This window comes from Neomelitea salexigens DSM 19753 (assembly GCF_000422345.1).
Lineage (GTDB): Bacteria > Pseudomonadota > Gammaproteobacteria > Pseudomonadales > Spongiibacteraceae > Spongiibacter > Spongiibacter marinus_A.
Map to the genome: position 1 here is coordinate 16257 of NZ_AULP01000015.1, position 22845 is coordinate 39101.

The 22845-nt window shown below is 55.9% G+C and carries 19 protein-coding genes and 1 pseudogene; 16 read left to right on the forward strand and 4 right to left on the reverse strand.

Translation table 11 applies throughout. The features are described from left to right. The first annotated feature begins 2 nt into the window (after nucleotides 1-2). On the forward strand, nucleotides 3-1037 hold the full coding sequence (locus H573_RS0115160; RefSeq protein ID WP_027875015.1) for a hypothetical protein: 1035 nt from the start codon (nucleotides 3-5) through the stop codon (nucleotides 1035-1037). Nucleotides 1038-1040: 3 nt separating this feature from the next. Here the strand turns inward: H573_RS0115160 and mltF are convergent, their stop codons facing one another. Then, nucleotides 1041-2492, reverse strand: a complete 1452-nt coding sequence (gene mltF, locus H573_RS0115165) for a membrane-bound lytic murein transglycosylase MltF (RefSeq protein ID WP_027875016.1) — start codon at nucleotides 2490-2492, stop codon at nucleotides 1041-1043. 131 nt (nucleotides 2493-2623) lie between these two features. Here mltF and purL point away from each other — a divergent pair, with 131 nt between their 5' ends. Genes purL through secF form a run of 3 tightly spaced genes read left to right on the forward strand, consistent with a single transcriptional unit; the run spans nucleotide 2624 to nucleotide 9378 of the window. Continuing rightward, nucleotides 2624-6511 (forward strand): phosphoribosylformylglycinamidine synthase, encoded by a 3888-nt coding sequence (gene purL / locus H573_RS0115170; RefSeq protein ID WP_027875017.1) that lies wholly within the window; start codon nucleotides 2624-2626, stop codon nucleotides 6509-6511. A gap of 58 nt (nucleotides 6512-6569) precedes the next feature. After that, complete coding sequence (gene secD, locus H573_RS0115175; protein ID WP_027875018.1) at nucleotides 6570-8444, forward strand: protein translocase subunit SecD; 1875 nt, start codon at nucleotides 6570-6572, stop codon at nucleotides 8442-8444. A 10-nt stretch (nucleotides 8445-8454) separates the two neighbouring features. After that, entirely contained in the window at nucleotides 8455-9378 is a 924-nt protein-coding gene (gene secF / locus H573_RS0115180) for a protein translocase subunit SecF (RefSeq protein ID WP_027875019.1), read from the forward strand. 77 nt (nucleotides 9379-9455) lie between these two features. On the opposite strand, the gene H573_RS0115185 is transcribed toward secF, so the two are convergent. Continuing rightward, nucleotides 9456-10259 carry an inositol monophosphatase family protein gene (locus H573_RS0115185; protein WP_027875020.1) on the reverse strand — a complete coding sequence of 268 codons (804 nt, stop codon included), beginning with the start codon at nucleotides 10257-10259 and terminating at the stop codon, nucleotides 9456-9458. A 188-nt stretch (nucleotides 10260-10447) separates the two neighbouring features. Between H573_RS0115185 and H573_RS0115190 the strand changes: the two genes are divergently transcribed. From H573_RS0115190 to rpoS, 11 genes are all read left to right on the forward strand, one after another. Next, entirely contained in the window at nucleotides 10448-12073 is a 1626-nt protein-coding gene (locus H573_RS0115190; RefSeq protein ID WP_027875021.1) for a CTP synthase, read from the forward strand. A 72-nt stretch (nucleotides 12074-12145) separates the two neighbouring features. Beyond that, entirely contained in the window at nucleotides 12146-12997 is an 852-nt protein-coding gene (gene kdsA / locus H573_RS0115195) for a 3-deoxy-8-phosphooctulonate synthase (RefSeq protein ID WP_027875022.1), read from the forward strand. Between the two features lie 70 nt (nucleotides 12998-13067). Then, nucleotides 13068-14351, forward strand: coding sequence for a phosphopyruvate hydratase (eno, locus tag H573_RS0115200; protein WP_027875023.1), 1284 nt, complete (start codon nucleotides 13068-13070; stop codon nucleotides 14349-14351). 62 nt (nucleotides 14352-14413) lie between these two features. Beyond that, nucleotides 14414-14698 (forward strand): cell division protein FtsB, encoded by a 285-nt coding sequence (gene ftsB, locus H573_RS0115205; protein ID WP_027875024.1) that lies wholly within the window; start codon nucleotides 14414-14416, stop codon nucleotides 14696-14698. Then, entirely contained in the window at nucleotides 14695-15405 is a 711-nt protein-coding gene (gene ispD / locus H573_RS0115210) for a 2-C-methyl-D-erythritol 4-phosphate cytidylyltransferase (protein WP_027875025.1), read from the forward strand. Before ftsB ends, ispD begins: the two co-directional genes overlap by 4 nt. Beyond that, entirely contained in the window at nucleotides 15405-15899 is a 495-nt protein-coding gene (ispF, locus tag H573_RS0115215; protein ID WP_027875026.1) for a 2-C-methyl-D-erythritol 2,4-cyclodiphosphate synthase, read from the forward strand. The genes ispD and ispF overlap by 1 nt, the downstream gene beginning before the upstream one ends. After that, nucleotides 15883-16911, forward strand: coding sequence for a tRNA pseudouridine(13) synthase TruD (gene truD, locus H573_RS0115220; RefSeq protein WP_027875027.1), 1029 nt, complete (start codon nucleotides 15883-15885; stop codon nucleotides 16909-16911). Before ispF ends, truD begins: the two co-directional genes overlap by 17 nt. A gap of 56 nt (nucleotides 16912-16967) precedes the next feature. Beyond that, a complete protein-coding gene (locus H573_RS0115225; RefSeq protein WP_036257004.1) occupies nucleotides 16968-17606 on the forward strand; it encodes a protein-L-isoaspartate(D-aspartate) O-methyltransferase in 639 nt (212 codons plus the stop codon). 31 nt (nucleotides 17607-17637) lie between these two features. Then, complete coding sequence (locus H573_RS0115230; RefSeq protein WP_027875029.1) at nucleotides 17638-18543, forward strand: DUF368 domain-containing protein; 906 nt, start codon at nucleotides 17638-17640, stop codon at nucleotides 18541-18543. 199 nt (nucleotides 18544-18742) lie between these two features. Further along, the gene (locus H573_RS0115235; protein ID WP_051171362.1) at nucleotides 18743-19486 is read left to right on the forward strand and encodes a peptidoglycan DD-metalloendopeptidase family protein; all 744 of its coding nucleotides are present in this window, start codon (nucleotides 18743-18745) and stop codon (nucleotides 19484-19486) included. Nucleotides 19487-19551: 65 nt separating this feature from the next. Then, the gene (rpoS, locus tag H573_RS0115240) at nucleotides 19552-20529 is read left to right on the forward strand and encodes an RNA polymerase sigma factor RpoS (protein WP_027875031.1); all 978 of its coding nucleotides are present in this window, start codon (nucleotides 19552-19554) and stop codon (nucleotides 20527-20529) included. A 6-nt stretch (nucleotides 20530-20535) separates the two neighbouring features. Here rpoS and H573_RS0115245 read toward each other — a convergent pair whose 3' ends face one another. After that, nucleotides 20536-21189, reverse strand: a complete 654-nt coding sequence (locus tag H573_RS0115245; protein WP_027875032.1) for an NAD(P)H-binding protein — start codon at nucleotides 21187-21189, stop codon at nucleotides 20536-20538. A gap of 93 nt (nucleotides 21190-21282) precedes the next feature. Continuing rightward, the gene (locus tag H573_RS0115250; RefSeq protein WP_027875033.1) at nucleotides 21283-22263 is read right to left on the reverse strand and encodes a malate dehydrogenase; all 981 of its coding nucleotides are present in this window, start codon (nucleotides 22261-22263) and stop codon (nucleotides 21283-21285) included. A gap of 337 nt (nucleotides 22264-22600) precedes the next feature. Here H573_RS0115250 and H573_RS19620 point away from each other — a divergent pair. Beyond that, a pseudogene (locus H573_RS19620) lies at nucleotides 22601-22723 on the forward strand (tRNA 2-thiocytidine(32) synthetase TtcA); the annotation flags it as partial. Nucleotides 22724-22845 lie beyond the last annotated feature (122 nt).

Below are 22845 nucleotides of genomic sequence, written 5' to 3' on the forward strand. Positions count from 1 at the left end.
AGATGTCGGAATCGAAGTCGTTTTGGCGGAGCCCTCGTGGCTCCGCCGTTATTGTCGCGGCAGGGCTGTTACTCATTGGTGCGGGCCTGTTGCTGCCGTCAGGCGACGAGCCCGTGTTAACGAATGCTGCTGACCTAGCGGACCTGCAAGGGCCGGCAGCGCCCCAGCTTGTTCGTAAAGCACCGTCAGAGAGCGAGCAGGAAGCCGCATTCGTTGAGGATATGCAACAGCGTTTTGCCCCGGTTATTGAGGTAAAGCATGCGCAGCTGCGAGTGATTGAACAGTTGATCGCCTATTTAAAACAACGCTATCCAGAGGATTGGCAGCAGCGCATAGCGGGGTTTTTACGGCAACTATTCCCTGAGCATGCCGAGGCACTGCTGGCGAAGTACTTCAGTCTTATGAGCTACAACGAATGGTTGGTTATGGAGCGCCGGGCCTTGCAGGCGATGTCCGCTGCAGAGCGGCGCGAGGCCTTGTGGGAGCAGCGTTACGCTGCCTTCGGTGCTGATGCTGAGCAGATATGGGCCGCTGAGCTGCGCAATCAAAAAATTTCAGATGCCCTTTCCGAATTGGGTAGTCAGCCAGCGCTGGGGGCGCGGGGTTCGGCGGAGCAGTTTGTCGAGAGTTTGCGCGAGCAGTTTGGCGATGACGCTGAAGCGCTGTTGGCTTCGCGGCGCACCGAATTGCTCAATCGTATTGTTGAGCTGGAAACCGTGCAGTCAGATCTTCGTCGGCAGCCTGCCGAGCGCCGTCGGCAAACCTTGCGAGAGCTCAGGCAGGTAATGGGTATGGACGAGGCAGCACTGGACCGATGGCAAGCGTTGGATCAGCGTCGCGACGAGCGCTGGCAGCAGGGTGAGCTATACATGCGTGAACGCGAGGCGCTTGTTTCGCAATACCGTGGTGAGGCCAAAGAGGCCGAACTAGCGGCGCTGCGTGAGCGAATGTTTGGTGAAAATGCTGCTGCCATAGCACGTGAAGAACAGGGCGGTTTTTTTCGCTACGCTCGAGAGCGTCGCATCGGGCGTGAGTGACGTTTACAGCGCCTCAAGGCCGCGGTTGAGGCCGCTGGGCAAGTAGTCCGAAACAATGCGCGGCGGCGGCACGCGGTAGCGATTCAGTTCGTCCCAGGTCAACAGCGAATAATAGCGGCGTATGTTCTCTACATAACGTACCGGCTCATCGCCTCGGGCATAGCCGTAGCGGGTTTGTTTGTACCACTTTCGCTGTCGCAGTAGCGGCAGCGTTTCTTTTACATCGCTCCACAGGTTCGGATTACCGCCGCTTTTTTCGGTGAGAATGCGGGCATCTTCCAGATGACCCAGACCAATATTGTAGGCTGCCAGCGCAAACCAGCTGCGGTCCGGCGGCTCTATGCCGCTGGGCAGGCGGGTATACAGTTTTTTGTAGTAGCGCGCGCCGCCGCGCAGGCTCTGCAGTGGGTCCAGGCGATTGTCCACGCCCAATTCTTTGGCTGTGGGACGGGTGAGCATCATCATGCCCCTCACGCCCGTTGGGGATTTTGCTTTGGGATTCCAGAACGATTCCTGGTAGCTGATGGCGGCGAGAAAGCGCCAGTCCATATCGTATTCTATGGCGACCTGCTCGATAAGGCCTTTATAGCTGGGTAGGCGCTGCTCTTTCATCTTGAGAAAGGTCTGTGTGCGAATAAATGACTGGCGCTCATTAAAGGTAAAGAAGCGATCGATCAGCCGGTCCAGCTCTCCGTTTGCCTTGATCTCTGCGAAGAATTTTTCAAGCGCCTGCTGCAGTGAGATGTTGTCTGCATTCTTGCTAAGTGCCCAGGCCAGCTTGCCCGGTTTGCCAGCGCTCATGGCGATTCGAAAATCTGGGTAGAAGGCCCGGTTCGCGTGAAATTCGTTAGCGTCGACCATGGTGATATCGATCTCACCTTGCTGCAGCTGCTCAAGTAGGTCGATGGTTTCCTGGTCGCGGCTTTCGCTCCAGGTTAATGAAGGGTATTGCTCGCGCAATTCCCGCAGTACTTCGGCGTGTGAGCTGTTGCCCAGTACGCGAATGCGCAAGTCGGGCAGGGCGGCGTAATCGGCGGGCTTGTCGGTAAGGGTCCGGTTGTAGATAAATAGCTGCTTTACGCTCATGTAGCTGGGGCCGAATTGCAGTGCCGCGCTGCGCTCCGGGGTAATGGTGAGTCCCGCCGCGGCGAGATTGGCGCGACCTTCGTGGAGGTTTTCAAATAGCTCGTCCAGGCTGACTACCGGGATCATTTCCAGCTCGACATTTAGGTAGTCGGCGAAATCCTTGACCAGATGGTATTCAAAACCGCTGGGGTTGCCCTGACTTTCGTAGTATGTGGTTGGGCCATTGCGGGTTAATACGCGCAGAACGCCTTCCTCGCGGATGGTGTCCAGGGCATCTTGCGGGGGAGAGCACGCGCCGCAAAACAGCAGTAGTAGCCAGACGCCCAAGCGTCTAAAGGGCCACGAATGACTGTTTTTTGTGTTCCTCAATCGCTGTGCTCCGCAGAATTATTTAATCATTGTATCGGGCTTGCAGAGTTCACACCATAAGCCTGAATTTTCCCCTGCGATTCCTGTACAATGTCGGCCTTTATTCCCGTCGACCGAGGTTCTAGACCTGCATGCTGATCGTTCCCGGCGCTGCGGCGCTTTCTGAATTCCGTATTGAAAAACTGCTGACCACCCTGCGCACCGCGATTCCGGGGCTAAGGGCGCTCAGTGCTCAGTTTGTGCACTTGGCCGACGTGGAGGGTGAACTCAGTCAAGAACAGCAGACAATACTTGAGCAATTGCTACAGTATGGACCCGGCTCAGGCGAGGCGCCGGCTGAGTTAAGCGGCAGTGAGTTTTTTGTTGTGCCGCGCCCGGGCACGATATCGCCCTGGTCGAGCAAGGCCAGTGATATTGCCCATATCAGCGGCTTGACGACGCTACGCCGCCTGGAGCGAGGCGTTCTCTACCGGCTGGAAAGTGCGCAACCGCTTAGTGAAAGTCAGCGCGCGACAGTGGCGGCGGCTATTCACGACCGGATGGTGGAGGTGGTTTTAGACTCGGTGCCCGCCGCCGCGCAATTGTTTAGCCAGCATTCCCCCAAACCGATGCAGCGCGTAGATGTGCTCGCCGGTGGGCGCGAGGCTCTGGTGGCCGCAAATGCCGAGCTGGGTCTGGCGTTGGCCGAGGATGAGATTGACTACTTGGTCGATAGCTTCAAAGAACTGCAGCGCAACCCCAGCGATGTTGAGCTGATGATGTTCGCGCAGGCCAACTCTGAGCACTGCCGTCACAAAATTTTCAACGCGAGTTGGACGATTGACGGCAAACCGCAAGACAAGTCGCTGTTCGCGATGATCAAAAACACCAACGAACTGGGCGGAGAGAATGTACTCAGCGCCTATTCGGATAATGCCGCGGTTGTAGTGGGTAGCCCCGGTGGGCGTTTTTATCCCGACCCGGTAACGGCGGAGTACCAATTTCATCACGAAGATATTCACCTGTTAATGAAAGTGGAGACGCACAATCACCCCACGGCGATTGCGCCGTTCTCAGGTGCCGGCACGGGTGCGGGCGGTGAGATTCGCGATGAGGGCGCGGTGGGGCGTGGTTCCAAGCCCAAAGTCGGCCTGACCGGTTTTACCGTGTCTAACTTGCAGGTGCCCGGCTTTGAGCAGGCGTGGGAGCAGGATTACGGCAAGCCTGAGCGCATAGTGTCGGCCCTGGATATTATGATTGAAGGGCCAATTGGTGGCGCGGCATTTAACAATGAGTTTGGCCGACCCAACCTGTGTGGCTATTTCCGCAGCTACGAGCAGAATATTGTTACCGCTGACGGCGAAGAGCGTCGCGGCTATCACAAGCCGATTATGTTGGCGGGCGGATACGGCAATATTAAGGCCGAGCATGTCGTCAAAGACGAATTCCCGGCGGGTTACAAGCTGATCGCCCTGGGTGGCCCGGCAATGCTGATTGGTCTGGGCGGTGGTGCGGCCTCGTCAATGAGTTCCGGGTCCTCCAGTGCCGATCTGGACTTTGCTTCTGTGCAGCGTCAAAACCCCGAAATAGAGCGTCGTTGCCAAGAAGTGATCGACCGCTGCTGGGCGCTTGGCGAGAACAACCCCATTGCCTTTATTCACGATGTGGGCGCTGGTGGCCTGTCCAACGCCTTCCCTGAGCTGGTGAAAGACGGTGGCTGCGGCGGTGATTTTGAGCTGCGCGAAGTCCCCAATGACGAGCCGGGCATGTCGCCGTTGGAAATCTGGTGTAACGAGTCCCAGGAGCGCTATGTTATTGCCATTGCGCCGGAAAACCTGGCGACCTTCGAAAGCATTTGCGAGCGCGAACGCGCCCCGTATGCGGTAGTGGGCGAATCGACCGAAGAGAAAACACTGCGTGTCGGCGACCGTCACTTTGACAACAACCCCGTTGATTTGCCGATGTCGGTACTGTTCGGCAAACCCCCGAAAATGCACCGTGAAGCGCAGCGCAGTGACGTGGTTCAGCCGGCTTTCGACTGTGCGCTGAGTGTTGAAGAGTCGCTGGATCGCCTGCTGTGTTTGCCAGCGATTGCCAGCAAAAACTTCCTGATTACCATCGGCGACCGCTCGGTTACCGGCATGGTTCATCGAGACCAAATGGTGGGCCCCTGGCAGGTACCTGTGGCCGACTGCGCGGTGACCACGGTGAGTTACGACAGTACCGCGGGTGAGGCGATGTCGATGGGCGAGCGCACGCCGCTGGCCCTGGTGAATGCGCCGGCATCGGGTCGCATGGCGGTGGCGGAAGCGATCACCAATATTGCGGCGACGCGAATTGCCCGGTTATCGGATATCAAACTCTCGGCAAACTGGATGTGCGCAGCGGGTCACGGTGACGAGGACGCGCGCCTGTACGACACAGTGCAGGCAGTTGGCATGGAGTTTTGCCCAGCGCTGGGGCTGACTATCCCCGTGGGTAAAGACAGTATGTCGATGCGCACCGCATGGCAGGAAGAGGGTGAGGACAAGGCCGTTACCGCGCCAATGTCGCTGGTAATTTCCGCTTTTGCGCCGGTGGTCGACGTGCGCAAGACCGTGACACCGGTCCTGGATGCGAAGCAGGACAGTGTGCTGTTGGCCATTGACCTGGGTGCCGGTCAGCGCCGCATGGCGGGGTCTTGCCTGGCGCAAGTTTGCGGGGAGCTGGGCAATGATGCGCCCGATATCGATGATCCCGCGCTGTTGAAAGCCTTCTTCAATGCCACCCAGGCCCTTTTGGAATCAGGCCACATTCAGGCCTATCACGATCGCTCTGATGGTGGCTTGCTGATTACCTTGCTGGAAATGGCCTTCGCTGGACATTGCGGTTTGGATATTGCGCTGCAGGGATCTGCGACGCCGCAAGCTGAGCTGTTTGCCGAAGAAGCGGGCGCCGTGATTCAGGTGCGTCGCAGTGATCTGGCCGCGGTGATGGCGCTGTTTGCCGAATACGGCCTCAGTGATTTGGTTCAGGATATTGGTGTGCCTGTTCTGGGCAGCCAGATTAAGGTTTCGCTAAACGGCGACGAGATTCTGCTGGCAGACCGGTTGACGCTGCACCGCCGCTGGGCGGAGTTGAGCTACCGTATGCAGGCCCTGCGCGATAACCCCGAGTGCGCCGAGCAGGAATTTGACGCCTTGCGCGAGGACGATACCGGCTTGTTTGTCGACCTGAGTTTCGATCCTCAGCAAGATATTGTGGCGCCCTATATTCAGCGAGGTGAGCGGCCCAAGCTGGCGGTGCTGCGTGAGCAGGGCGTAAATGGCCAAATGGAAATGGCCGCGGCCTTTGACCGCGCAGGCTTTGCCGCCGTCGATGTTCACATGAGTGACATTCTCAGCGGTCGCCTCGATCTTGCCGGGTTTAAAGGCTTGGCTGCCTGTGGCGGCTTCTCCTACGGCGATGTGCTGGGTGCCGGCGAAGGCTGGGCGAAGAGCATTTTGTTCAATGCCCGCGCGCGGGATGTGTTCCAGCAGTTTTTCAACCGTCAAGACAGCTTCGCGCTGGGCGTTTGTAACGGTTGTCAGATGATGTCGAATTTGCACTCGCTGATTCCCGGTGCCGAGCACTGGCCGCATTTTGTGCGCAACCGCTCAGAACAGTTTGAGGCGCGCGTGGCGATGGTTGAAATTCCCGAATCGCCCTCCATATTGTTAAGCGGTATGGCCGGTTCGCGCCTGCCGGTAGCGGTGGCGCACGGCGAGGGCCGTGCTGAGTTTGCGAAAGCTGAGCAGCTTGAGGCGATGGCGTCGTCGGGGAATGTCGCACTGCGCTACGTGAATAACGCTGGTGAGCTTACCGAGCGGTATCCGGCGAACCCCAATGGTTCGCCCCAGGGTATTACCGGCGTGAGCTCCAATGACGGCCGTGTCACCATTATGATGCCGCATCCGGAGCGCGTATTCCGCAGCGTGACCAACAGCTGGGCACCTGCTGATCAGGGTGAAGATAGCGGTTGGATGCGTATGTTCCGCAATGCGCGGGTGTGGGTTGACTAGCCGGCGATCAAATTTATAAAAATGGATACCGCCGTTGCGGTGGTTTTGGTGGATAACAATGCTCAATAAATACCCCCTGTGGAAGAACCTGCTTATTTTGGCAGTTCTGGGGATTGGTTTACTGTATGCCTCGCCGAATTTGTACCGGCCAGATCCTGCGGTACAGGTCTCTGGTGAAAGCAGCGGCACGCAAATTTCTGCCCGGGAGATCGATAAAATTACGGCGGCGTTGACGGCAGCGGATATCGACCATTTCGGTGCTGAAGCCGACGCTACTGGCAAAAGTGGTTTGGTGCGACTCAAGCATGCCGACGACCAGCTGCACGCGCAGAAATTAATTCAGCGCGCCTTGGGTGATGGCTATGTGGTGGCGTTGAACATGGCCTCTAATACTCCGGACTGGCTAAACAGCCTTGGGGCTGGCGCAATGAAGCTGGGGCTTGACCTCAGTGGCGGTGTGCACTTTTTGCTTGAAGTCGACACTGACGCCGCCGTTGCTACCCGCTTGGAGCATTACAGCACAGGCATTAAAAAGAAGCTGCGTGAAGAGCGTATTCGCGGCTTTGTGCGTTTGGGGGAGCAGGGCATTATTCGTGGCAAATTCAGTAGCGAAGAAAATCGCGACAAAGCCTTGAGTGTGATTCGCAAGGAATATACCGAGCTTACCGCCCAGCGCGTTGCCGCTCCGGCAGGGGAGGAGGCGTTTTATCTTGAGGCGCTGCTTTCTGAAGCAAAACGCAAAGAGATTGAAGATTACGCCGTGGGCCAAAACCTGACCACTCTGCGCAACCGCGTCAATGAATTGGGCGTATCAGAGCCCTTGGTGCAGCGACAGGGGCGCAACCGCATTGTTGTGGAATTACCTGGTATTCAGGATACCGCTGAGGCCAAGCGAATTTTGGGCAAAACGGCGAACCTGGAGTTCCGGCTTGAGGCGCGCTATGACGCCGAGCCCTCTGACCGGGAACAATTCAACTTCCGCAACCCCGGTCGCGGCGAGCCCAGTGCTTGGTTGGAGCGCGAAGTGGTGATCACCGGCGAGCGCGTTGCCAATGCCCAAGCCAGCTTCGATGAAAACGGCATGCCTCAGGTAAGCATTACCCTGGACAGCGAAGGCGGCGCATTGATGCACCGGGTGACGCGCCACAATATCAACCGCCGTTTGGGTGTGCTGTTTATTGAACGCAAGAGCCGCACGCGTTATGAAACAAATGCCGCTGGGGAGGAGCAGGTTGTTCGCGTTCCCTACGATGAGAAAAAGATTATTTCTCTGGCAACCATTCGCGATGCGCTGGGTGTGCAATTCCGGATTACTGGTCTGGATGCGCCTGGTGAAGCGGCTGAACTGGCGCTGTTGCTCCGCGCTGGCGCCTTGGCAGCACCTATCGATTTTGTTGAAGAGCGAACAGTAGGCCCATCACTCGGGGCAGAGAATATCTCCAAAGGCTTGTTGTCAGTGCAGATTGGTCTCGCCGCAGTGGCGTTGTTCATGCTGGTGTACTACCGCGTGTTCGGCATTATCGCCGTGGTGGCGCTGGCCTTTAACATTGTGTTGCTTGTCGGCGCCATGTCGCTGCTGGGCGCGACGCTAACCCTGCCGGGTATTGCCGGTATTGTCCTCACCGTGGGTATGGCGGTGGATGCCAATGTGTTGATCTTCTCGCGAATACGGGAGGAAATTGCCGACGGGGCGTCGCCGCAGCACGCCATTAACGCGGGCTACGGCCGTGCCTTTGTCACGATTATGGACGCCAATATTACGACCCTGCTGGTGGCGGTGATCCTCTATGCGGTGGGCACTGGCCCGGTGCGCGGCTTTGCCGTAACCCTGTCATTGGGCATTGTGACGTCGATGTTCACGGCGATCATGGGAACGCGTGCAATTGTGAATCTGATCTACGGCCGCCGCCGTGTCAGCAAACTGGCAATATAAGGAAGGGCCGATGTCAGAGGAAAAGAAATTTATCCGTTTTATGAGTGCCCGCAAAGTGGCGGCGGCATTCTCGTTGGCGGCCGTGCTTGCCTCGATACTGTTGATCGCCGTGAAGGGGCTGAACTTCGGTTTGGACTTCACCGGCGGCACATTGATCGAAGTGATCTATGAGGAGTCCGTGCCCCTGCAAGAGGTGCGTAATACGCTGGAGACCAATGGCTTTGAGAGTGCCATCGTTGTCAATTTTGGCTCAGACACCGATGTGCTCGTACGACTGCCCCAGGGTTTGAGCCCCACGTTAGGTGAGCAAGTGTTGTCGGCGCTGCGCGCGGACAGCCCCTACGATGTGGAGCTGCGTCGCATCGAGTTTGTTGGCCCACAGGTGGGTGAGGAACTGCGTGAACAAGGTGGCCTAGCGGTATTGCTGGCGCTGATTGTAGTGCTGATTTACGTGGCAATGCGCTTCCAAATGAAGTTTGCCTTTGGCGCCGTATTGGCGTTGGCGCACGATGTGGTCATCACCTTGGGGGTGTTTTCGCTGGTCGGCTGGGATTTCGACTTAACGGTTTTGGCGGCCGTGCTGGCGGTTATTGGTTATTCCTTGAATGACTCCATCGTTGTTGCTGACCGGATTCGCGAAAACTTGCGCGGCATGCGCGGATACGCTCCGGTCGATATTATTAATATCTCGCTTACCGATACGCTTGGCCGGACGTTGGTGACCTCGGGTACCACCTTAATGGTGCTGGCAGCACTGGCACTGGTGGGCGGCGAAATGATCCACAGCTTTGCACTGGCACTGCTGGTTGGTGTGGGTGTGGGTACCTATTCTTCGGTATTTATTGTTGCGAGTTTGTTGGTGGCGATGAAGATCAGTCCAGAGGACTTGATGGTGCCGGAGAAAGAGGGCGCAGAGCTGGACGAACTGCCATAGCAATATTGCGGCATTTTCGGCAAATAAAAAGGGCGCATTTAGCGCCCTTTTTGGTTTTTACAAATGGCTAGTAGCGACTAGCGAATGTGCTCAAGTGGTGGCTTCACTGCCTGCAGCAAGCCTTTTAAGCACTTCGGGTTAGCGGCCACGATGTTGCCGCTCTCCAGGTAATTGCCACCGCCTTGGAAGTCGCTAATCAGGCCACCGGCCTCGCGAACCAACAGCACACCAGCAGCAATATCCCACTTGCTCAGGCCGATTTCCCAGAAGCCATCCAGGCGACCCGCAGCAACATAGGCCAAGTCGAGAGCGGCTGAACCGGCGCGGCGGATTCCCGCAGTTTCGCGCGCGACGGCTTCCAGGCTTTTCATGTAAGCAGCGATATGTTGTTCACTGCGCGACTTAAATGGAATGCCGGTACCGATCAAGGTGCCTTCCAAGCTGGCGGCCATTGTCACGCGGACTCGACGACCATTTAGCTGGGCGCCGCGGCCACGGCTGGCGGTAAATTCTTCGCGACGGATTGGGTCCAATACAACGGCGTGCTCAATCTGCCCTTGATGAAGGCAGGCGATCGAGATGCAGTAGTGCGGGATGCCGCGCACGAAATTCGTGGTGCCATCGATGGGGTCGATAATCCACAAATAATCGCTGTCGGGGTTACCGGTTTCGCCGCCCTCTTCACCGAGGAAGCGGTGTTCGGGGTAGGCTTTTTGGAGGTGGTAGATGATTTCCTGTTCGGCCTTGCGGTCGATTTCGGTGACAAAATCATTCTCGCCCTTGGATTCAATTTTCAGGCGGTCAATCTGCTCGGCGGCGCGGGCGACCAGATCACCGGCCTTGCGCGCGGCGCGCAGGGCGATATTCAACATGGGTTGCATAGAACTAAGACCTTGAATGTGCAAGCAATTAGCCGGGCAGTATAACAGAGCATACGCCTGGCTCAGAGGCCTAATTTCATTGTCTAGGTCGATCCATGCTGTTAAACTGAGCGCCCATCATACAGGGGCCTTTAAAGCATCGCTTTTTTGAGTCCTGCACCCTTACCAGCTCGATATATAGGCATCACATGGCGCGTTTCATCTTCGTCACTGGCGGCGTTGTTTCTTCTCTTGGCAAAGGTATTGCCTCTGCATCGCTCGGGGCGATTCTCGAAGCGCGTGGGCTGAAAGTAACCCTGCTAAAATTGGACCCCTACATCAACGTGGATCCAGGCACCATGAGCCCGTTTCAACACGGCGAAGTGTTCGTAACCGAAGATGGTGCTGAGACCGACTTGGATCTTGGCCACTACGAGCGTTTTGTTCGTGCAAAAATGAACAAGCGTAACAATTTCACAACTGGCCGCGTTTACGAAACGGTATTGCGCAAGGAGCGCCGCGGCGACTACCTGGGCGGCACGGTGCAGGTGATCCCCCACGTTACTGACGAAATTAAGCGCCGCGTCATTGCGGGTGCTGGTGATGCAGATGTCGCGATTGTGGAAATAGGCGGCACCGTTGGTGATATTGAAGGCCTGCCGTTCTTCGAGGCCGCCCGTCAGCTGAAAATAGAGCTTGGGGCCAAGCGCGCAATGCTGATGCACCTGACGCTGGTGCCTTATATTGCGACAGCGGGTGAGACCAAAACCAAGCCAACTCAGCACTCGGTGAAGGAATTGCGTTCGATTGGCTTGCAGCCAGACGTATTGCTTTGCCGCTCAGATCACGAAATCGACCTCAGCAGCCGTCACAAGATTGCACTGTTTACCAATGTGGAGTCGCGCGCGGTTATTCCTTTGCGCGATGTGGATTCCATTTACCGTATTCCCTCGCTGTTGTCTGCGGAAGGCTTGGACGACCTAGTGGTTGAGCGCTTTGGTCTCGATTGCCCCCAGGCCGACCTGTCGGAGTGGGATAGTGTTATCGACGGTGATTTGCATCAGGATCAAAGCCTGACCATTGCGATGGTTGGCAAGTATATGGAGCTGCTCGACGCGTATAAGTCGCTGAACGAAGCCCTGAAGCACGCCGGTATTCACACGCGCACTAAGGTCAATGTGCGCTATATCGATTCCGAGACCATCGAGACCGAAGGTGTTGATGCGCTGAAGGATGTCGACGGTATTCTTGTACCGGGTGGATTTGGTAATCGCGGCGTCGAAGGTAAAATTCGCACTGTTCAGTACGCCCGCGAAAATAACATCCCCTACTTGGGCATCTGCCTGGGTATGCAAGTTGCTGTTATTGAGTTTGCGCGCAATGTCCTGGGTATCAGCGATGCCAATAGCAGTGAATTCGTTGATGATGGTGCCAACCCGGTTGTTGGTCTGATCACCGAATGGGTGACCTCTGAAGGTGAAACGGAGCAGCGCGATGCTGAGTCCGACCTGGGGGGAACCATGCGCTTGGGTGCTCAGATGTGCCACCTCAGCGAAGGGTCGTTGGCGAAGGAGATATACGGCGCCGAGCAAATTACCGAGCGTCATCGCCACCGCTATGAGGTGAATAATAATTACGTTCAGGCTCTGCAGGATAATGGCCTGCGCATTGGTGGCTGGTCTGCCGATAAGAGTTTGGTAGAAGTGGTTGAAGTGGCGGACCACCCTTGGTTTGTCGCCTGCCAGTTCCACCCGGAATTTACCTCGACACCGCGCGACGGCCACCCGTTGTTCACCGGTTTCGTGCGTGCTGCCCTCAAGCACCAGCAGGCGTAATGATCGCGCCCGCGCCCCTAACTAACAACATGGTGGTGCGGGATGCGCGCCGCCTTGCAAGCGGAGTTCCCTATGCAGGATAAACATCTCAACGTTGCTGGCTTGGATGTGGGCAATGATCTGCCCTTCGTGCTTTTCGGTGGTATGAATGTACTAGAGTCGCGAGACTTGGCCATGCGCGTGGCGGAGGCCTACGTGGAGGTGTGCGCCGAGCTGGGTATTCCCTATGTTTTCAAGGCGTCTTTCGACAAAGCCAATCGATCTTCGATTCACTCCTACCGCGGTCCCGGTATGGATGAGGGCTTAAAGATCTTTGAGGAGATCAAGCGCAGCTTCAATGTGCCGGTGATCACCGACATTCACGAAATTCATCAGGCAGCGCCGGTTGCTAGGGTTTGCGATGTTATTCAGCTGCCTGCCTTTCTCGCCCGGCAAACGGATTTGGTGGCAGCGATGGCGGCAACCGATGCGGTGATTAATATCAAAAAACCGCAGTTTCTGAGCCCCGCGCAAATGAAGAATATCGTCGAGAAGTTTGCGGAGTGTGGCAACGAAAAAGTCATGCTGTGCGAGCGCGGTAGTAATTTTGGCTATGACAACCTGGTTGTCGATATGCTGGGTTTTCGCACCATGCGTGAAGTCAGTGGCGGCGCGCCGCTCATTTTTGACGTTACCCACGCCCTGCAGTGTCGCGACCCGATGGGCGCGGCCTCCGGTGGGCGCCGTCACCAGGTTGCTGAGCTGGGCCGGGCGGGGATGAGCCAGGGGCTAGCTGGGCTGTTTCTGGAGGCGCACCCGAATCCGGATCAAGCGTTATGCGACGGCCCCAGCGCGCTACCGCTGTCTGCACTGAAACCGTTTTTACAGCAAATGAAAGCCGTCGATGATCTTGTGAAGTCATTGCCGGCGCTGGACATTCGCTAAACCACATTCATTTTTAAAACAATAACGACGCTCGGCGTCGCGATACGACTTATAGGAAGGAGATCACCCCATGGCAGAAATCGTCGATATTAAGGCATACGAGGTACTGGATTCTCGCGGTAACCCCACCGTGGAGGCAGACGTTGTGTTGGCCTCTGGGGCGGTAGGTAGTGCCTGTGCTCCCTCTGGTGCATCGACGGGATCACGTGAAGCCCTTGAACTGCGTGACGGCGATAAGTCGCGCTACCTGGGTAAGGGTGTGACGAAAGCCGTCGCCAATATCAATACCGATATTCGCGATCTGTTGATGGGGATGGATGCCGAAGATCAGCGTGCGATCGACAAAGCGATGATCGACGCCGACGGTACCGAGAACAAAGCGAAGTTTGGCGCCAACGCGATTTTGGCAGTATCTCTGGCGGCTGCAAAGGCGGTTGCGGCAGAGAAAGGTATTCCGCTTTACCAACGCATTGCACAAATTAATGGTACGGAAGGCCAGTACACCATGCCGGTGCCCATGATGAACATTCTCAATGGTGGCGAGCACGCGGATAACAACGTCGACATTCAGGAATTCATGATTCAGCCCGTTGCGGCACCGACTTTTGCGGAAGCGCTGCGCATTGGCGCTGAAATATTCCATGCACTGAAAAAGGTGCTTGCCGGCCGTGGTCTCAGCACCGCAGTGGGTGATGAAGGCGGTTTTGCTCCCAACTTGCCCTCGAACGAAGCGGCTCTGGAAGTGATTGCAGAGGCGGTTTCGAACGCCGGTTACACCCTCGGCGAAGACGTGACTCTGGCGCTGGATTGCGCGGCCTCGGAATTTCACAAAGACGGTAAGTACAAGCTCAGCGGCGAAGGTAAAGAGTTTGATGCCGCCGGCTTTGCCGCCTATCTGGACGGATTGTCTCAGCGCTACCCCATTATTTCTATCGAAGACGGTATGGATGAGAGCGATTGGGAGGGCTGGGCCGCATTGACTGAGCTGACCGGTAAGCGTGTGCAACTGGTGGGCGACGACCTGTTTGTGACCAATACCAGCATCTTGAAGCGCGGTATCGATAACAACATCGCCAACTCAATTTTGATTAAATTCAACCAAATCGGCTCGCTGAGCGAGACACTGGATGCAATCAAAATGGCCAAAGATGCCGGTTACACGGCGGTGATTTCTCACCGCAGCGGTGAGACAGAAGACACCACGATTGCCGATTTGGCGGTTGCAACCTCTGCTGGCCAGATCAAAACCGGATCGCTGTGTCGCTCTGACCGTGTAGCTAAGTACAACCGCTTGCTTCGTATTGAAGCAGAACTCGGCGCAGCCTATCGCGGTCGCGATGAGTTTCGCGCCTGATCGCACTGTGTACGTGTGTTCAGAGACAAACGTGGTCTCTGAGCACCGACAAAGGATAAGCAATGACCCGCCGCCGATTGCTGCTACTGCTACTGGTATTACTGCTTGCGCTGCAATTGCGCCTGTGGAATGGCAGCGGTAGTTGGGAGCAGATTGTTAGTCTGCGGCGGGAAATTGGCGATCAACAGCAACACAATACCGCGCTTCGGCAGCGCAATGATCGGCTGCTGGGCGAGGTGCATAGCCTCAAGAATAACCTCGACAGTATTGAGGAGAGAGCCCGGAATGATATGGGGCTGATTCGCGAGGACGAAACGTTTTATCTCATCATAGAAGACTCACCGTGACACAGCGTTTGTGGGCCATTATTCCAGCGGCCGGCCGAGGCAGCCGTTTTGCCAGTGAGCGTCCCAAGCAGTATATGCCTCTCGCTGGTCGCACGGTTGTCGAACACAGTGCATCAGCCCTGCTGGCTGAACCTCAAATATCAGCCGTGTTGTTTGCTCTCCATCCCAGTGATGAGCAGTTTTCCTCTCTACCCATAAGCCATCATCCCCGAGTTCGGGCTGTGGTTGGCGGCAGTGAACGTGCAGATTCTGTGGAGATGGCGCTGCTGACGCTGCGCGGTGAGGCCAGTGATGCCGATTGGGTATTGGTGCACGATGCCGCACGACCCTGCCTGACGTCGGCCGATTTGTCGGCGCTGATTCAGGCTACGCTTTCTCAGCAGCGCGGTGGCCTGTTGGCGGCACCGATTGTCGATACGGTAAAGCGTGCCAGCCAAGCCAATGAGGTCCAAGCAACCCTGGACCGCAGCGGCTTGTGGCGAGCGTTGACGCCGCAGGTATTTCGCTATGGAGAGCTGGTGTCCTCGCTGCGCTACTGCCGAGAGCACCGCTTGACGGTAACCGACGAAGCGTCTGCGATTGAACACTGTGGCGGCAGCGTACAGCTGGTGGCAGGCAGTGCGGCGAACATCAAAGTGACTTATCCCGAGGATTTAGCATTGGCGGAGTTCTATTTGCAGGCGCAGTCGCGCGAAGGGGTGCTCTGATGAGTGGTGTGCGTATTGGTCATGGCTACGATGTTCATCGCTTTGGCAGCGGAGACCACATTGTTTTGTGCGGCATTCGGCTCGATCACCACCAAGGACTAGAGGCGCATTCCGACGGGGATGTTGCCATTCATGCGCTCTGCGATGCGCTGCTCGGTGCTTTGGCACTGGGCGATATCGGTCAGCATTTTCCCGACACCGATGCGGCTTACAAGGGCGCGGATAGTGCTGAGCTGTTAGCGCATTGCTACGCGCTGATAAAGCAGAAAGGCTATGTATTGGGAAATGCCGATATCACCATTGCCGCTCAGGCGCCGAAGCTCGCCCCACACATTCCCATTATGCGTCAGCGCCTTGCGAGCGTCCTAAATGTTGCGCTGGCTGATATTAGCGTGAAGGCAACCACGACTGAAAAACTTGGCTTCGTGGGTCGGGAAGAGGGCATTGCCGTTGACGCTGTTGTATTGCTCGAGCGCGATGCCAATGCTGCCTGACTGGCCAACCTACCTCGGTGCTCCTCAGACGCGCGGACGCCTGCGCAGCGTGCCCGAGGATTTTGAAGTCGAAGAACAATTTGACGTTGAATTTAGCCTCGATGGTGAATTCGATTGGCTGTGGGTGGAGAAACGTGGCAACAACACCGAGTATGTTGCCCGCCGTATCGCTGACTTAGCCGGTGTTTCCCTCAAAGCCGTTACCTATAGTGGGTTGAAGGACCGACACGCCTTAACTCGGCAATGGTTCTGCGTTCACCTGCCGGGTAAGCAGGGGCGAGACTGGGACGGTATTACTGAGGTATCCGGCGACAGTTTTTGGAGGGTAGAACGCTGGGGTCGGCACCGGCAGAAACTGCGCCCTGGTAGTCACCGTGCCAATCGCTTTGTGATTCGTCTGCGTGAGGTGGTTGGCGACCGCGACGATATTGATCGCCGCCTGAAGATGCTGTGCGCCGGCTACCCGAATTATTTCGGTGAGCAGCGCTTTGGCCACGATGGTGCGAATATCGAGCAGTGCCGCGCTTGGTTTGAGGGAGAGAGTAAGCCTCAGCGATTTCAGCGAAGTATTTACCTGTCCTCGGCGCGCTCTTACCTGTTTAATGAGGTTTTGGCATTACGATTGCAGGCAGGAACGTGGCTATCGCCCTTAGAAGGTGAGCTATATAGCTTGCGCGACAGCGGCAGTGTTTTTGCGGCTGAGCCGGATGAGGGGATCGCAAAACGTATCGCCGAGGGGGATATACACCCCAGTGGCCCGCTGTTTGGCAAGGTGGCGCGCCACAGCGTTACCGCTGAGGTGGACGCCTTGGAGCAATCGGTGTTCGCCGCCCATAAAACGCTGTGCGACGGTTTACTGCGCCACGGTATGAAAATGGAACGGCGCAGTCTGCGGGTTATTCCAAAGGAATTATGCTGGCAGTGGTTAAGTGATGATCAGCTGCAGTTGCAGTTTTCACTACCCAGTGGCTGTTTCGCTACAGCGCTTGTGAGAGAATTTATTAACGCCTGAAGGCCATAAAACAGAGAAGAGCAAAGGTGAGTAGTATTAACTTGCAGGGCATTGGGATGACCTCCCAGCGTACCCGAGATCGAATGATCGAGCGCTTGCGCGCGCAGGGCATTAGCAATCAAAAGGTGCTGGATACGATTCGGGCCACACCGCGGCATATCTTTCTGGATGAGGCGTTAGCTCACCGCGCTTATGAGGACAGTTCGCTGCCGATAGGCTTCCAGCAAACGCTTTCTCAGCCCTACATTGTTGCACGCATGACAGAGCTGTTGTTGGCCAATGGCCCGCGTGAGCGCGTGCTGGAAGTGGGCACGGGGTCGGGCTATCAAACAGCGATTCTAGCGCAACACGTCGGGCGCGTGTTCAGCGTTGAGCGCATCCGACCTCTGCAGGAGAAAGCGCGTAAGCGCCTTCGCCATTTGGGCCTGCACAATGTGCATTTGCGCCATGCTGACGGCGGTATGGGCTGGCCTGAGCGTGGACCCTTCGATGCGATACTCTCGGCGGCGGCGCCAGAGGTGGTGCCAGCTGAGTTGTTAGAACAACTCGCGGTGGGCGGCAGGCTGGTTATTCCCGTCGGTGAGCAGGGCAAACCACAGAGCCTTTATGTTTACGACCGGCATGAAGACGGTATAGAAGAGCAGTGCATTGAGCCGGTGTTGTTCGTGCCTCTGGTGGGTGGTGTTGTCGCCTAAACGTGTTGCCAAATTCAATTAAGGAAGATGTATGAAGGGCTTTAGCGCTGGCGTGATGCTGCGCGGGGCGGCAATGGGTGCTGCCGATATTGTACCGGGAGTCTCGGGAGGAACTGTCGCCTTCATTACCGGTATTTACGACCAGCTCATTGAAAGTTTGAAAGCCTGCAATCTGCAGGCACTCAAGTTACTGTTCACGCGCGGTCCATCGGCGGCATGGCAGTACGTCAATGGTGGTTTTTTGCTGAGTTTATTACTGGGAATCGCCTTCAGTGTGTTGTCGCTGGCGCGAGCGATATCCTGGGCTCTGGCTACTCACCCGCTGTTGCTGGCAGCCTTCTTTTTCGGGTTGATCCTCGCGTCGGCATTGTTTGTCTACCAGCAGATTCCCGGCCGGGGGCAGCCTATTGGTTTTGTTGTACTGGGCTTGGTTTTCGCGCTGGTCATCTCCGCGCTGCGCCCGGCGGAGGTGCCGGTGAATATGTTGACCGTTTATGGCGCGGGTGCGGTGGCGATATGCGCGATGATCTTGCCGGGAATTTCAGGCAGTTTTATCCTGCTACTGCTGGGGATGTATGAGCCGATTATCAATGCCATTAAGTCGATGGACCTTGGCATGATCGCGGTGTTCATGCTGGGCTGTGCCACGGGCTTGATGTTGTTTGTTCGCCTGCTTAGCTACTTGATGCACACCCATAGGCGCTCGTTGCTGGCTACGTTGACAGGGATTCTGCTGGGGTCATTGGCGGTGATTTGGCCGTGGAAGCTTTCCTCAGCGGGGCTGTTATTGACCGATGAGCACAGCGTCGATTGGCGTAATGTCTGGCCCATGCAGTACGCTGAACAAGCTGACCCTCAGTGGTTGATGTGCGCGCTGCTGATGGCCGTTGGTTTTGCTACTGTCTTTTTGCTTGAGCGCGTAGCCAGTAGAAATTGAGACTTTTTTAAGATTATTTTTACATAAGCCGAGGCGTTTAAATCACTGATAACAATCAAAACCCGCTTGATCCTGCTGCGGATAAAAAGAATCTTTTGTTCGCTTTAGGGTCAATCAGTCGTTGCCAATGACAAATTGCCACTGGAAAGCTCGCTATGAAGGTTCCGCGTCAGTGAAGAGGGTAGGATACACTCTGCTTATGGCTGTGCTGTTGTTGGCGCTTGGCGCATGCAGCGCCCCTCATCGCCCTGCGCCGGTTGTTGATCGATACAACCCTTCAGAAAAGCCGCCGCCCTATTATATTGTCAGCCGTGGTGACACCCTTTTCTCAATCGCATGGCGTTACGGTTTCGACGTTAAACGGTTAGCGAACGCTAACAATATTCGATCGCCGTACACCATCTTCCCCGGCCAGGCGATCATGTTGAAAGAGCGTTATGCCGCGCCGTCCACGCCGAAAAAAGTTGCGGGGAAATCCGTTTCTTCACCCTCAGTAAAAACCCCTACGCCAACAGTAAAGCCTCAAAAAAAGACTATTGCGAAGAAGTCGTCGCCGCCGCGTAGCTCCGCGAAGGAGTCATGGCGCTGGCCGGTAAAGGGGCCGCTTACGCGAGGGTTTGTTGCGACAGGCCAGGCTCACAAGGGTATTGATATCAAAGGTAAAATGGGTGAGCCTGTAAGGGCATCGAAGAGTGGTGTTGTCGTTTACGCAGGCAGTGGCTTGGTAGGTTACGGCAACCTACTTATATTGAAACACTCAGAGCGCTACTTAAGTGCCTACGGTCACAATCGGCGCTTGCTAGTAAAAGAGGGAGAGAGCGTTAACGCTGGGCAAACCATCGCTGAACTTGGTGACAGCGGTACGAACTCGGCGAAGTTGCATTTTGAAGTTCGAATTGACGGAAAACCGGTTGATCCCTTGAAGCTGCTTCCGCGGCGTTAGAGTAGGAGGAGCAAGAGGGCGTCACCCAAGTCGAAACAATAACAATCTTGCATAAGGATTCGACGATGCGGGTATATGAATCGAACGGAAAAGCGTCGCGGCCTGTTAAGGGCGTGGCAGATACGGATATAGAAAAACAACAAGAACCCACTACTGAGAAAGGCATCAGCCGCTTAAAACGCAGTAAGCGGCACAGCGCTGAGTTAGATGTTACTCAGTTATACCTCAACGAAATTGGCTATTCGCCGTTACTCACTGCCGATGAAGAAGTCTATTACTCGCGCCTAGCTCGCAAGGGTGATGAGGCTGGTCGCAAGCGCATGATAGAGAGTAACCTGCGCTTGGTGGTGAAAATTGCCCGCCGCTATCTAAATCGAGGTCTTACTCTGCTCGACTTAGTAGAGGAGGGGAATTTGGGGCTTATTCGCGCCGTCGAGAAGTTTGACCCCGAGCGCGGCTTTCGTTTTTCTACCTATGCCACTTGGTGGATACGCCAAACCATTGAACGGGCGATTATGAATCAGACCCGCACGATTCGTTTGCCGATACACGTGGTGAAAGAGCTCAACAGTTATTTGCGCGCGGAGCGCGAGCTGAGCCAAAAGCTGGACCACATGCCCTCGCCGGAAGAAATGGCAAGGGAGCTGGATCGCCCTGTTGCCGAGGCCAAGCGCCTGTGTGGGCTAAAAGAGCGTGTGGCGTCGGTGGATGTACCCCTGGCGCAGGACTCCGATCAAGTGCTGCTGGACACAATCGCCGATCACAACGCGCTAAACCCCAGTCAAATTCTGCAAAATGATGACCTCTCCGACAGCATTGACCACTGGCTCGATGAGCTGAGCGATAAGCAAAGAGAAGTGGTGGTAAGGCGATTTGGGTTGCGCGGCCACGAGGCGGCAACACTGGAAGAAGTCGGGCGCGAGATCGGCTTGACCCGCGAACGGGTGCGGCAGATCCAGGTCGAAGCCTTAAAAAGCCTGCGGGGCATGTTTGAAAGCAATGGCCTTAGCGCGAGTGCGTTGTTTGCCGACGAGCCCGACTGAGGAGATTTACTCTGACCTTGGAAAACACTCCCCCAGGCGATAGTGCTTGAGGCCTTGAGTATTTTCCAAACTGCACTCCAGCATCGCTTGTGCCAGCTGTGTACCTGAAATCGGCCGATAGTTTTTTAAGCCGGGGAGGTGGCAGGCGGCTTCCATAAGCGGGGCAGAGAGTGATTCTGCCCAGCGGCGTTGGTCGCGAGCACCTGTTAGCAGCGAAGGTTGAAATATGCTGGTGCTTGCGAAGTTGAGCGCAATGACCGCGTCCTCTAACTCGCCCTTCATTTGCATGTAGGCGCTTAAACTATTCGCATTGGCGCCCATGGCTGACACAAGCAAATAATGTGGCACGCCTTGTTGCGCGGCCATTTGAGCGGCGCGAAGCTGGTAGTCCACGTCAACGCGGCGCTGAGCGGCCAGTGAGCCCGCCTGCTTGCGCGTTGTCCCCAGGCAGGAAAATAGACAGTCGCCCTGAAACGCCTCTGCGTAATTTTCCAGTTGCTCAAAATCAGCGTGACAATGCGCTAATTTGGGGTGGTCGAGGTGGGGAGCCCGGCGACTGATGCAGCGCACGTTCGAGAATGCAGGGCTGTGAACCAAGAGTTCCAGCAATGCACTGCCAACCAGGCCCGTGCCACCGAGTACCACTGCGGTTTTATTCATTGATATGTCCTTGCCAATGGCTGGTTCAATTTACGCGCTTACAAAAAAGGCGGCCTGAAGGCCGCCTTTTTCTTTACTGCCTGGCAAAATGCCTTAGGGCAGCAAGTGCTTAACGCCGTCGCGCTCTTCAGCCAACTCTTGCTCAGTCGCCTGCATTTTCGCACGGCTGAAATCGTTGATGTCAACGCCTTGAACGATCTCCCAGTCACCGCCTTTGCAGCGGCAGGGGAAGGAGTAGATCAGGCCTTCTTGAATGCCGTAGCTACCGTCGCTGTAAACGCCCATAGATACCCAGTCGTCGCCTTCAGTACCCAGTGCCCAGCTGCGCATGTGGTCGATAGCCGCATTGGCTGCTGACGCTGCAGAAGACGCACCGCGCGCCTTGATGATGGCTGCGCCACGCTGCTGAACTGTTGGAATGAAGTCGTTCTCCAGCCATTCTTGATCAACCAGGTCGGAGGCAGTTTCACCCGCAACTTTTGCATTGAACAGATCCGGGTACTGAGTGGCAGAGTGGTTGCCCCAGATAGTCATGTTCGTTACGTCGTTAACGGTTTTGCCGGTTTTCTGAGCAATCTGCGTCATCGCGCGGTTGTGGTCCAGGCGAGTCATTGCAGTGAAGTTGCGCGGGTTGATAGACGGCGCATTGCGCTGAGTGATCAGAGCGTTGGTGTTGGCAGGGTTGCCGACTACCAGTACTTTGATATCTTTGCTGGCATTTTCGTCGATCGCTTTACCCTGAACAGAGAAGATCGCGGCATTTGCTTCCAGCAGATCCTTGCGCTCCATACCGGGGCCACGTGGGCGAGCGCCAACAAGCAGGGCGTAATCGCTGTCCTTGAAGCCAACATTGGGGTCGTCAGTGCAGACAACACCGCTCAGCAGTGGGAAGGCACAGTCTTCAAGCTCCATTTTTACGCCTTCCAGCGCGTCCAGAGCAGGAGTGATATCCAGCAGTTGCAGAATGACGGGCTGATCGTCGCCCAGCATAGCGCCGGAAGCGATACGGAAAAGCAGTGCATAGCCAATCTGGCCTGCTGCACCGGTAACGGTGACACGAACGGGTTGTTTCATGGAGCGTTCCCTTTCTGGTAAATGATCTGGTCTTTAGCCGGTTGTGAGCGGGTGCGACCGGACGTGGATTACACAATCCGGCATGCACCCGTGCCGGGGTCTGGCCGTGTAAAAATAACACCTCATGCCAGCAGATTTTGGCGGGCTAATAATAGACACCTAAGGCAAAGATTACCAGTCGCAGCGGCGTTTTCCGCCGCTCTAAGGGGAATTTTTCAAGCCTTTGTGGCTGATATTTAGTCAACTCTATATAATGCGCCGCTCGTCTTCGTTCACCGATACACAGGCAACAGCTATGTTTTCCGCTTCTGAAACCCCGAGTTCTGCGACGCCGGCAATGTCTAAGCTGGAGTTTAACAAGTTGCAGAAGCGCCTCCGCCGGCACACCGGGCAGGCGATAGAGGATTTTCAGATGATCGAAGAGGGCGACCGGGTAATGGTCTGCCTGTCGGGTGGTAAATTATGTCCGGTAAATATCTTGTAAACATTGGCTGAGAGCTGCCAACTGTGCTGCTAGGGTTATTGCATCTGTCACGACATGCTAATCTTGTTGGTATTACCTAGTTTTTCTCTTTTCTCTTT